At 57.9% G+C, this 12,144-nt stretch carries 10 protein-coding genes; 5 read left to right on the top strand and 5 right to left on the bottom strand.

Going from position 1 to position 12,144, the window contains the following annotated elements:
• Positions 1-12: 12 nt before the first annotated feature.
• The 5 genes from AC0ZZU_RS00520 to dnaA all read right to left on the bottom strand — a co-directional run bounded on the left by AC0ZZU_RS00520 (position 13) and on the right by dnaA (position 7,264).
• A complete protein-coding gene (locus AC0ZZU_RS00520) occupies positions 13-897 on the bottom strand; it encodes an MBL fold metallo-hydrolase (RefSeq protein ID WP_476338244.1) in 885 nt (294 codons plus the stop codon).
• Between the two features lie 163 nt (positions 898-1,060).
• The gene (gene gyrB, locus AC0ZZU_RS00525; RefSeq protein ID WP_476338246.1) at positions 1,061-3,481 is read right to left on the bottom strand and encodes a DNA topoisomerase (ATP-hydrolyzing) subunit B; all 2,421 of its coding nucleotides are present in this window, start codon (positions 3,479-3,481) and stop codon (positions 1,061-1,063) included.
• A gap of 4 nt (positions 3,482-3,485) precedes the next feature.
• Positions 3,486-4,589: a DNA replication/repair protein RecF gene (gene recF, locus AC0ZZU_RS00530; RefSeq protein ID WP_476338248.1), complete on the bottom strand. Its 1,104-nt coding sequence runs from the start codon at positions 4,587-4,589 to the stop codon at positions 3,486-3,488.
• A gap of 12 nt (positions 4,590-4,601) precedes the next feature.
• A complete protein-coding gene (gene dnaN, locus AC0ZZU_RS00535; RefSeq protein ID WP_158460839.1) occupies positions 4,602-5,705 on the bottom strand; it encodes a DNA polymerase III subunit beta in 1,104 nt (367 codons plus the stop codon).
• Between the two features lie 41 nt (positions 5,706-5,746).
• On the bottom strand, positions 5,747-7,264 hold the full coding sequence (gene dnaA / locus AC0ZZU_RS00540) for a chromosomal replication initiator protein DnaA (protein ID WP_476338251.1): 1,518 nt from the start codon (positions 7,262-7,264) through the stop codon (positions 5,747-5,749).
• 584 nt (positions 7,265-7,848) lie between these two features.
• Between dnaA and rpmH the strand changes: the two genes are divergently transcribed.
• The 5 genes from rpmH to mnmE all read left to right on the top strand — a co-directional run bounded on the left by rpmH (position 7,849) and on the right by mnmE (position 11,781).
• Positions 7,849-7,983, top strand: coding sequence for a 50S ribosomal protein L34 (gene rpmH / locus AC0ZZU_RS00545; RefSeq protein WP_003253163.1), 135 nt, complete (start codon positions 7,849-7,851; stop codon positions 7,981-7,983).
• Positions 7,984-7,996: 13 nt separating this feature from the next.
• Positions 7,997-8,401, top strand: a complete 405-nt coding sequence (gene rnpA / locus AC0ZZU_RS00550; protein WP_191622473.1) for a ribonuclease P protein component — start codon at positions 7,997-7,999, stop codon at positions 8,399-8,401.
• On the top strand, positions 8,394-8,639 hold the full coding sequence (gene yidD / locus AC0ZZU_RS00555; protein WP_476338253.1) for a membrane protein insertion efficiency factor YidD: 246 nt from the start codon (positions 8,394-8,396) through the stop codon (positions 8,637-8,639). The genes rnpA and yidD overlap by 8 nt, the downstream gene beginning before the upstream one ends.
• A gap of 2 nt (positions 8,640-8,641) precedes the next feature.
• Complete coding sequence (gene yidC / locus AC0ZZU_RS00560; protein ID WP_476338255.1) at positions 8,642-10,324, top strand: membrane protein insertase YidC; 1,683 nt, start codon at positions 8,642-8,644, stop codon at positions 10,322-10,324.
• 86 nt (positions 10,325-10,410) lie between these two features.
• Entirely contained in the window at positions 10,411-11,781 is a 1,371-nt protein-coding gene (gene mnmE, locus AC0ZZU_RS00565; RefSeq protein WP_476338257.1) for a tRNA uridine-5-carboxymethylaminomethyl(34) synthesis GTPase MnmE, read from the top strand.
• Positions 11,782-12,144 lie beyond the last annotated feature (363 nt).

The raw sequence follows: 12,144 nt of genomic DNA on the forward strand, positions 1-12,144 counted from the left end.
GACGTTTTTCCATCAAAGCACATTCAGTGGGATTTTCAGGTAACGCACGCCGTTGGCTTCAGGCTCAGGCAACTGACCACTGCGCATGTTGACCTGCACCGAGGGCAGTATCAGCACAGGCATGTCCAGGGTAGCGTCACGTGCCTCGCGCATGGCCACAAAACTGTCTTCGCTGACGCCCTGATGGATATGGATGTTGCCCGTACGCTGTTCGGCAACGGTCGTTGCAAAACGCATCTCGCGGTCACCTGGCGGGTAGTCATGGCACATGAACAGGTGTGTATCAGAGGGGAGGGCGAATATACGCTGGATAGAGCGATACAGCGTGCGGGCGTCGGCACCCGGGAAGTCACAACGCGCGGTGCCGTAGTCAGGCATGAACAAGGTATCGCCGACAAAGGCGGCTTGGTCGCCAGCGTCTTCCACCAGATACGTCATGCAGGCGGGCGTATGACCGGGCGTGTGCAGTGCACGGGCTTGCAAGTTACCAATGGCGAACGCCTGGTCGTCGTCGAACAACACATCGAACTGGCTGCCATCGCGGGCAAACCCCACCTCGGCATTGAACAGCGCTCCGAATACCTTCTGCACTTGGGTGATACGGCTGCCGATGGCAATTTTACCGCCCAGCTCAGATTTCAAATAAGCACCTGCCGAAAGGTGATCGGCATGCACATGTGTCTCCAGGATCCACTGCACCTCGGCGCCCAATTCCTTGACTCGGGTGATCAGGCTGTCTGCGGAAGCCGTGTCAGTGCGGCCGGACTTGGCATCGAAGCCGAGCACGCTGTCGATGATCGCACACTGTCTCGAGGCGCTGTCCATGACCAGGTAGCTTATGGTCGAGGTTGCCTTGTCGAACAGCGCTTCCACCTGCATGTTGCGGCCGATGTTCATTGGCTGTCTCCTGTTGTGCGTCATTCCAGTCTAGTGCCTGGCCATGTTGAAGGCGCCGTTCGAGACTGCCGGGGTATGCCTAGCCATGCCATGATCCACGTCAGGCAAAGCCTCTAAACAAAAAACCCCGGCGCAGGCCGGGGTCATGTCTCAACAGCGCTGGTCAGAAGTCCAGGTTGGACACCGATAGTGCGTTGCTTTCGATGAACTCGCGGCGTGGTTCTACCGCATCGCCCATGAGGGTGTTGAAGATCTGGTCAGCCCCGATAGCGTCTTCGATCGTCACTTTCAGCATGCGGCGCACGGTCGGGTCCATGGTCGTTTCCCAGAGCTGGTCAGGGTTCATCTCGCCCAGACCTTTGTATCGCTGGATAGTGTGGCGCTTGGCGGTTTCGTTCATCAACCATTCCAGCGCTTCCTTGAACTCGACCACGGCTTTCTTGCGCTCGCCACGCTGCACGTAAGCACCTTCACCCAACAGGGTGCTGAGCTTGGAGCCCAGGGCGGTAACAGTGCGGTAGTCGTTGCTGCCGAAGAAGTCACGGTTGAAGGTGATGTAGCTGGCTAGACCGTGGGAGGTGATTTCCACTTCCGGCAGCCAGACACTTCGCTCCTTGTCTTCACGCAGGCTGACCTTGTAAGCCAAGCCTGACTTCTCGCTGGTGCTGAGACGCGCCTGCAGCTTGTTCAACCAGCCCTGCATGACGCTGTGATCGCCCAGCTGTTCAAGGGTCACTTCCGGGAGGTAGATAAAGTGCTCGGTCAGCTCTTGCGGGTACAGACGCGACAGACGCTTGAGGGTCTTCATTACCGAGCGGAAGTCGTTCACCAGGCGCTCGAGCTCAACGCCCGAAACGGGTGGTGCATCTTCGTCCAGGTGCAGGCTGGCATCTTCCAGGGCCGACTGGGTCATGTACTCTTCCATGGCTTCGTCGTCTTTGATGTACTGCTCCTGCTTGCCACGCTTGACCTTGTACAGCGGCGGCTGAGCGATGTAGATGTAGCCACGCTCGACCAGCTCTGGCAGCTGACGGAAGAAGAAGGTCAACAGCAGGGTACGGATGTGCGAACCGTCAACGTCAGCATCGGTCATGATGATGATGTTGTGATAACGCAGCTTGTTGATGTTGTACTCATCGCGACCAATACCACAGCCCAAGGCGGTGATCAGTGTGCCCACTTCCTGGGACGAGATCATCTTGTCGAAGCGAGCTTTCTCGACGTTGAGGATCTTGCCTTTCAGCGGCAGGATAGCCTGGGTCTTGCGGTTACGGCCTTGTTTAGCCGAACCACCTGCGGAGTCACCCTCCACCAGGTAAAGTTCGGAGAGGGCAGGGTCTTTCTCCTGGCAGTCGGCAAGCTTGCCTGGCAGGCCAGCGATATCCAGAGCGCCTTTACGACGGGTCATCTCACGCGCCTTGCGAGCCGCCTCACGGGCACGGGCAGCGTCGATCATCTTGCCAACCACGGCCTTGGCTTCTGCCGGGTTCTCCAACAGGAAGTCGGAGAAGTACTTGCCCATCTCCTGTTCGACCGCTGTTTTGACTTCGGACGAAACCAGCTTGTCTTTGGTCTGAGAACTGAACTTTGGATCTGGCACCTTGACCGAAATGATCGCGGTGAGGCCTTCACGTGCATCGTCTCCAGTAGTCGAGACCTTGTTTTTCTTGGCCAGACCTTCCTGCTCGATATAGTTGTTCAGGTTCCGGGTCAGCGCTGAACGGAAACCAACCAGGTGAGTACCGCCATCGCGCTGAGGAATGTTGTTGGTAAAGCACAACAGGTTTTCATTGAAGCTGTCGTTCCACTGCAGCGCAATCTCCACGCCCACGCCATCGTCACGCTGGACGTTGAAGTGAAACACCTGGGAGTTGACCGGAGTCTTGTTGGTGTTCAAGTAGTCCACGAATGCGCGCAGACCACCTTCGTACTTGAAGTACTCTTCCTTGCCGCTACGTTCGTCTTTCAGCAGGATGCCGACGCCGGAGTTGAGGAAAGACAACTCACGGATTCGCTTGGCAAGAATGTCCCAGCTGAAATGGATGTTCTTGAAGGTTTCAGCCGACGGCATGAACAGGATGTGAGTACCAGTGGTTTCACTTTCGCCAACGATCGCCATCGGGGCTTGAGGCACGCCATGGACATAGGTCTGTTCCCAGATCTTGCCGCTACGGCGTACTGTCAGCACCAGCTTCTCTGACAAGGCGTTCACTACCGAAACACCCACGCCATGCAGACCGCCCGACACTTTGTACGAGTTGTCGTCGAACTTACCGCCAGCGTGCAGTACGGTCATGATGACCTCAGCTGCGGATACGCCTTCTTCTTTATGCACATCAACCGGAATGCCGCGACCGTTGTCACGGACACTGATCGATTCGTCCGGGTGAATGATAACGGTGATGTCATCGCAGTGACCCGCGAGGGCTTCGTCGATTGAGTTGTCGAGCACCTCGAACACCATGTGGTGCAGGCCGCTACCATCATCGGTGTCGCCAATGTACATGCCAGGGCGCTTACGCACGGCATCCAGACCTTTCAGCACCTTGATGCTGGAAGAGTCGTACGTTTGATTCTCGCTCATGCCTTCACTCCCGATGGTCGTGGGTCTGGGTGATACGGCCTTGTTCCACGTGGAACAAAGCGACTGGCGTATCCGTCCGCCAGCAATCCCTCAGTAATTCGTGGTCTACGCAGGTGATAAAGACCTGGCAGTTCAATTCTTCTAACAAGCGACACAATGCGCGGCGATGTTGCTCATCCAGCTCGGAGGGCAAGTCATCTACAAGATAAATACATTGGCCGCGGCGCACCTGACTGACGAGATGCCCTTGGGCGATACGCAGTGCGCAGACTACAAGCTTCTGCTGGCCCCGCGAGAGGATGTCAGCGGCGTTATGAGCGCCGAGGCGCAGTCGCAAATCGGCGCGCTGGGGACCAGCCTGGGTATGCCCCATCTGCTGATCTCGCATCAACGAAGCAGCAAGTACATCACCAAGTTCGCGATCCTTGTCCCAGCCTCTGTAGTAACTCAGGGCCAAGCCATCCAGCTCGACTAATTCGCTCAGGGTCCGCTCAAAGACAGGTTTGAGGGCCATGATGTAGTTGCGTCGGTATTCATCTATTTCCGCGCTCGCGAGGGTCAATTCCCGGTCCCAAGCGGCTTGCGAAACAGCGTCAAGTGTACCATGCCGCAACCACGAGTTTCGCTGCCGCAGCGCCTTCTGCAGGCGCTGCCAAGTGGCCATGAAGCGAGGTTCCACGTGGAACACTCCCCAATCAAGAAACTGTCGTCGAATCTTCGGCGCACCTTCGAGAAGCCGAAAGCTATCCGGGTTGATCAACTGCAGCGGGAGCATCTCGGCTAGCTGGGCAGCGCTTCTGGCATTCTGCCCGTCGATACGAATGGTAAAGTCACCCTGGCGCTCGCGAGAGACACCGAGATTGCTGGAACCGCCGTCGCCGGTATCAACCTGCCCGAATACAGTGCAGATAGGTTGCTCGTACTGAATAACGGGAGTCAGTCGTGTGCTGCGGAAGGAACGGGCAAGACCCAGCAAGTGCACAGCTTCCAGCACGCTGGTCTTGCCGCTGCCATTAGCGCCATACAGGATGTTGATGCGGGGGGAGGGGGAGAAGGTCACCGGGTGCAAGTTGCGCACCGCGGTGACTGAAACGCGTAGGAGGGACATCGAGATTCGGCTTTACAGGCGCATTGGCATGACAACGTAAGCGGAGTCGTCATTGCCGGCTTCCTGCAGCAGTGCGCTGCTATTGGAGTCAGACAGGATCAGGCGAACCTGCTCCGTAGTCATGACACCAAGCACGTCCAGCAGATAGCTGACGTTGAAACCGATCTCCAAAGACCCGCCGTTGTAGTCGACGCCGATTTCTTCTTCTGCCTCTTCTTGCTCCGGGTTGTTCGCCTGGATCTTCAACTGGCTTGCGGCAAGCTGGAGACGAATACCACGGTATTTCTCATTGGACAGAATTGCGGTCCGGCTGAATGCTTCACGCAACGCTTGGCGATCACCAATCACCAACTTGTCGCCACCCTTGGGCAGAACGCGTTCGTAGTCTGGGAACTTGCCATCCACCAGCTTGGACGTAAAGGTGAACTCGCCAGTGGTCGCACGGATGTGGTGTTGACCCAGGACGATGCTGACCATGCCTTCTGGATCGGTCAGCAGACGAGCAAGTTCAAGGATGCCCTTGCGCGGAACGATCACCTGATGGCGGTCGGCCTGGCCGATAGCCGCCTGCATCGAGCACATGGCCAGGCGGTGACCGTCAGTGGCTACGGCGCGCAAGGTATCGGTCGATACCTCCAGCAGCATACCATTGAGGTAGTAACGTACGTCCTGCTGCGCCATGGCGAAGCTGGTGCGTTCGATCAGGCGGCGCAGTCTGCTCTGCTCCAGGCTACAGGTCAGTGAACCTGGGCCTTCTTCAACTGTAGGGAAATCATTGGCAGGCAGCGTCGACAGGGTGAAGCGACTGCGTCCTGCCTTGACCACCAGCTTTTGCTCATCGAGCTTGATGTCGATCAGTACATCGCTGGGCAGGCTCTTGCAGATGTCCATGAGCTTGCGCGCAGGGACGGTGATCTCGCCCGGCTCGGCCGGCTCTTCGAGCTGCACACGGCCTACCAGCTCGACTTCCAGGTCCGTACCCGTCAGCGATAACTGCTGGCCTTGCACGACTAGCAGCACGTTGGACAGTACCGGCAAGGTCTGACGTCGCTCTACGACGCCTGCGACCAGTTGCAGGGGTTTCAACAGGGCTTCGCGTTGAATGGTGAAATGCATGGTCTAGTCCCTTGCTTTCATAAAGGGTGCGCCAACGCCCATCAGGTCGTGAGCGTGCGCAGCAGGTTCTTGTAGTCCTCGCGGATGTCCGCGTCGGACTCCTTGAGTTCGTTGATCTTGCGGCAGGCGTGCAGGACAGTCGTGTGGTCGCGGCCGCCAAACACATCACCGATTTCTGGCAGGCTGTGGTTGGTCAGCTCCTTGGACAACGCCATGGCAACCTGACGCGGCCGGGCCACCGAGCGAGAGCGTCGCTTGGACAGCAGATCGGAAATCTTGATCTTGTAGTACTCAGCCACGGTGCGCTGGATGTTATCCACACTGACCAGCTTGTCCTGCAATGCCAGCAGGTCCTTGAGAGACTCGCGAATGAGCTCGATCGTGATATCGCGGCCCATGAAGTGAGAGTGTGCAATTACACGCTTCAAGGCGCCTTCAAGCTCACGCACGTTGGACCGAATGCGCTGGGCAATGAAAAACGCGGCGTCATGGGGCAGATCGACCTTGGCCTGGTCGGCCTTCTTCATCAGGATCGCCACGCGGGTCTCAAGCTCTGGTGGCTCTACGGCCACGGTAAGGCCCCAACCGAAGCGCGATTTCAGTCGCTCCTCCAGGCCTTCGATTTCCTTTGGATAGCGGTCACTGGTCAGGATTACCTGTTGGCCGCCTTCAAGCAAGGCATTGAAGGTGTGGAAGAACTCTTCCTGTGAACGCTCCTTGCGGGCGAAGAACTGGATGTCGTCGATCAGCAACGCGTCCACCGAGCGGTAGAAACGCTTGAATTCGTTGATCGCATTGAGCTGCAGCGCCTTGACCATGTCTGCGACGAAACGCTCTGAGTGAAGGTATACCACCTTGGCATTGGGGTTCTTCTTCAGCAGGTGGTTACCCACAGCATGCATCAAGTGCGTTTTACCCAGGCCCACACCACCATAAAGGAACAGCGGGTTGTAGCCATGCTTCGGATTGTCCGCCACCTGCCAGGCAGCTGCCCTGGCCAGTTGGTTGGATTTACCTTCTACAAATGTCTCGAAGGTGAAGGTCCGGTTGAGATAACTGGTGTGCTTGAGCGCACCCTCTACCTGCACGGTGCGCTGTTCGGCACGGCTGGCAGCAACCGGCGCAGGAGGCGAATCTCCCATGGCGTCGAAGCTTTCACGCGAAGGTGCTTGCTCGATCACGCTCGCGGGCGCAGCCGCGGCAACGTGAGAGACAACCGGTTCGCTAGGCGCGACCACTTGCGCGGCCTGCGCCTGGGACGCCGCCATGGCAGCGCTCACCGGGGCCGTAGGCGCAGCACGTGCTGCCGAACTGCGGCGGCTGCCTATCAACAAGGAAAGCGCAGGCGCCATGCCGTTGCCTTTCTCGCCCAGCAGCTCGAGAAGCCGGCCCAGGTACTTTTCGTTGACCCAGTCGAGCACGAAACGGTTGGGCGCGTAGACGCGCAACTCGTTGCCTTCGGCCTCGACCTGTAGCGGACGGATCCAGGTGTTGAATTGCTGGGCAGGCAGCTCATCGCGCAAAAGCTCCACGCACTGCTGCCAAAGTTCCACTGACACGGATATCCCCTGAGTTTGAAAGCCGGTGAGGCAAAAACAAGCAGCCATTGTACCGACCGAACGCGCAGTTATCCACATGCACCTACGACTTGAAGGACGACAAATCAGCAATTTAGCGTCTAAAAACACACAATTCACCTGTGCATAAACCCTGTGGATAAGCTGCCATGAGCTCTATGCACAACCCTGTCAGGAAATCTGTGGATAACACACCTGTGGACAAGTAATCATTCAATCCACAGCTTTTCCGTAGGTCCAGCACAGGTGCCGCACGCGTTACCGACAGACTTTTGAATCTCTGTACAGCACGAATTTCGTGGCATCTAGGGGTTTATCCACAGAAGATTGTCCACATAAGCTTTATAAGATCTTTAGAAAAGCTTTATAAAATCCTTCTTTCTTTTTTCTATGTTTATTCGCCTTCGTGACCTTGGGCAGTCCGTTCAGCCACGCTGCTGATCCACGTAAATCCATAAAGGAAACGCTGGTTGGAAATTGACCTATCGCCTTGCTTTCTCTAGAATCGCCGATCTCTTAAAACGGGGGCCATTCCGGCCCGTTGTCGACGAACCAGGTAACACGCCATGAAACGTACTTTCCAACCAAGCACCATCAAGCGCGCGCGCACTCACGGTTTCCGTGCCCGTATGGCTACCAAGAACGGCCGCGCCGTACTGTCGCGTCGTCGTGCCAAAGGCCGTAAGCGTCTGGCCATTTGATTTTTCGGCACAGGTGGTGAGTCAGGACTTCAGTCGGGATAAGCGTCTGCTTACACCCCGGCATTTCAAAGCGGTCTTCGACTCCCCAACCGGCAAGGTTCCAGGGAAAAACCTGCTTATCCTTGCCCGCGAGAACGGTTTTGATCACCCCCGCCTGGGCCTGGTGATCGGCAAGAAGAGCGTCAAGCTCTCCGTTCAACGCAATCGCCTTAAACGTTTGATGCGCGATTCCTTTCGCCTGCACCAGCAAATGCTTGCCGGTTGGGATATCGTGATCGTCGCGCGCAAGGGGTTGGGCGAGATTGAAAACCCAGAATTGCACCAACATTTTGGCAAGCTCTGGAAGCGGCTCGCACGCAGTCGGCCCTCTCCAGCGGTTAACGCCGATTCTGCAGGGGTAGACAGTCACGATGCGTAAACTGGCACTCGTTCCGATCCAGTTTTACCGTTACGCCATTAGTCCACTGATGGCCAGTCACTGTCGTTTCTACCCCAGCTGCTCCTGTTACGCCCAAGAAGCCATCGAATTGCATGGCCTTCTGCGTGGCGGGTGGCTAGCCGTTCGTCGCCTGGGGCGTTGCCATCCGTGGAACGCGGGCGGTTTCGATCCGGTTCCGCCAGCTCCTTCCTCCCGAAATTCTTCGATAGCCGAGTAATCATGGATATTAAACGCACGATCCTGATCGTCGCCCTGGCAATCGTGTCCTACGTCATGGTCCTCAAATGGAACCAGGACTATGGGCAGGCTGCCCTGCCGACTCAGCATGCTGCCGCCAGCAACGGTGCCCCGGCACTGCCGGACACCGCGCGGGCCGGCAATTCCGGTGCAAATGCCGATGTGCCCAGCACCAATGCTGATTCCAGCCCAGCGGAGCTTGCGCCAGTTGCCGTAAGCAAGGACCTGATCCGGATCAAGACCGATGTCCTGGACTTGGCTATCGACCCTGTCGGCGGTGATATCGTCCAGCTGAACCTGCCCAAGTACCCACGCCGCCAGGATCATCCGGACATTCCGTTCCAGTTGTTCGACAACGGCAATGAGCGTACCTACCTGGCGCAAAGCGGCCTGACCGGCACCAACGGTCCGGATGCCCGGGCCGGTGGCCGTCCGCTGTACACCGCCGAGCAGCGCAGCTATCAGCTGGCCGATGGCCAGGAGCAGTTGGTCGTCGACCTGAAGTTCAGTGACAACGGCGTCAACTACATCAAGCGCTTTGCCTTCAAGCGCGGTGAATATGACCTGACCGTGTCGTATCTGATCGACAACCAGAGCGGCCAGGCCTGGAGCGGCAACCTGTTTGCCCAGCTCAAGCGTGATGCCAGCTCCGATCCGTCGTCGAGCACTGCCACCGGCACCGCCACCTACCTCGGCGCGGCCCTGTGGACAAGTTCGGAGCCGTACAAGAAGGTGTCCATGAAGGACATCGACAAAGGTAGTCTGAAAGAAAATGTGTCCGGCGGCTGGGTCGCCTGGTTGCAGCACTACTTCGTGACCGCCTGGATCCCGAAAAGCTCGGACAACAACGTCGTCCAGACCCGCAAGGACAGCCAGGGCAACTACATCATCGGCTTTACCGGTCCAGCGCTGAACGTAGCGCCAGGCGCCACGGCCGAAACCAGCGCCATGCTGTACGCCGGTCCGAAAAGCCAGGACAAGCTGAAAGAGTTGTCCCCAGGACTGGAATTGACCGTCGACTACGGCATTCTCTGGTTCATTGCCCAGCCGATCTTCTGGCTGCTGCAACATATCCACAGCCTGCTCGGTAACTGGGGCTGGTCGATCATCGTTCTGACGATGCTCATCAAAGGTCTGTTCTTCCCGCTGTCGGCTGCCAGCTATCGCTCCATGGCGCGCATGCGTGCCGTTGCACCGAAGCTCGCTTCGCTCAAGGAGCAGTTCGGTGACGATCGCCAGAAGATGTCCCAGGCGATGATGGAGCTGTACAAGAAAGAGAAGATCAACCCATTGGGCGGCTGCCTGCCGATCCTTGTGCAGATGCCGGTGTTCCTGGCGCTGTACTGGGTACTGCTTGAAAGCGTGGAGATGCGCCAGGCGCCGTGGATGTTCTGGATCACCGACCTGTCGATCAAGGATCCGTTCTTCATCCTGCCGATCATCATGGGCGCGACCATGTTCATCCAGCAGCGTCTGAACCCGACTCCGCCGGATCCGATGCAAGCCAAGGTGATGAAGCTGATGCCGATCATCTTCACCTTCTTCTTCCTGTGGTTCCCGGCTGGTCTGGTGCTGTACTGGGTTGTGAACAACTGCCTGTCGATCACCCAGCAGTGGTACATCACCCGCGGTATCGTGGGAGCGAGTAAAAAAGCTTCTGCGTGACGGGCTGATCCACTAGCCTGTGTATAAAAACGCCCCCTAGTGGGGCGTTTTTGCTATCTGTCGTTTTATTTGTTGAGGCATCCAGCATGAACATTGTGCGTGAAACCATTGCCGCGATCGCTACCGCTCAGGGACGTGGGGGTGTGGGTATCGTGCGCCTTTCCGGTCCTTTGGCGACCCAGGCGGGCCTTGCTCTTACCGGACGTACCCTGACCCCGCGGCATGCCCACTACGGGCCGTTTCGGGACGAGGCCGGACGTGTGCTGGACGAAGGCATCGCGTTGTTCTTCCCCGGGCCCAACTCATTCACCGGCGAAGATGTGCTCGAGCTGCAGGGTCATGGTGGGCCGGTAGTGATGGACATGCTGCTGCAGCAGTGCGTACAGCTTGGGTGTCGACTGGCGCGCCCTGGCGAGTTCAGCGAACGCGCGTTTCTCAATGACAAGCTCGACCTGGCGCAGGCCGAGGCCATCGCCGACCTCATCGAGGCCAGTTCCACCCAGGCTGCCCGCAACGCATTGCGCTCGCTCCAGGGGGAGTTCTCCCGACGCGTGGATAAACTAACCGAGGCGCTGATTGCCCTGCGGATCTATGTGGAAGCGGCGATCGACTTCCCGGAAGAGGAAATCGACTTTCTCGCTGACGGCCATGTGTTGAGCATGCTTGATGCCGTGCGCAGCGACTTGTCCACAGTGCAGCGCGAAGCCGGGCAGGGGGCCCTGCTACGTGACGGCATGACCGTGGTCATAGCCGGCCGTCCGAATGCGGGCAAGTCAAGCCTGCTCAATGTGCTGGCAGGGCGGGAGGCGGCCATCGTCACTGATATTGCCGGCACCACGCGGGATATCCTGCGCGAACATATCCACATCGACGGCATGCCGTTGCACGTGGTGGACACGGCCGGGTTGCGTGATACCGAGGACCATGTGGAAAAGATCGGTGTCGAGCGCGCCCTCAAGGCGATCGGCGAAGCGGACCGAGTGTTGCTGGTCGTTGACTCGACCGCACCCGAAGCATCCGATCCATTTGCCTTGTGGCCAGAATTCCTGGACCAGCGCCCAGACCCTGCCAAGGTCACTCTGATTCGCAACAAGGCAGACCTCAGTGGCGAACAGGTCGCGCTGGAACAGAGCGAGGACGGCCATGTCACGATCACCCTGAGCGCCAGGGATGCCGACACCGGGCTGGAGCTGCTGCGCGACCACCTCAAGGCCTGCATGGGCTTCGAACAGACAGCCGAGAGCAGCTTCAGTGCACGCCGACGGCATCTGGAGGCCCTGCGCCAGGCTAGCACGCATCTGGAGCACGGGCGTGCGCAGCTCACCCTTGCAGGCGCCGGCGAGCTGCTGGCGGAAGATTTGCGTCAGGCGCAACACGCGCTCGGTGAGATCACAGGCGCGTTCAGCTCCGATGATCTGCTTGGACGTATCTTCTCCAGCTTCTGCATCGGAAAATAGCAAAACCCGTCCACCGGCACGTCACGGCCGGTGGATAACCCTCCCTCGAAGCGGTTTCATGCCGTTTTCGCGAGTTTCATCCACAGGCGTATTGTCCGCCTGACCCCCAAATCCCAGTTTAACTCCCGTCGAGGCTTTTCCGAGCGCGACTCCGTTCGCCCGTGCACGGGATAAGCCCTGTGGAAAAGTCTATCTGAGCTCAGTTGATAACCACGCTCCAAAGTTGGAGATAAATCTGCCTGTGGGTAAATAGCCGTTTCATCCACAGGCTTAATCCGCTTATCCAGAACCCTCATCCAGGGTGCTGCACAGGGTTTTGAAACTCTGTACATCACGTAAAATACGGAGTGTAGAGATTTATCC

This window comes from Pseudomonas sp. JE3303 (assembly GCF_056312565.1).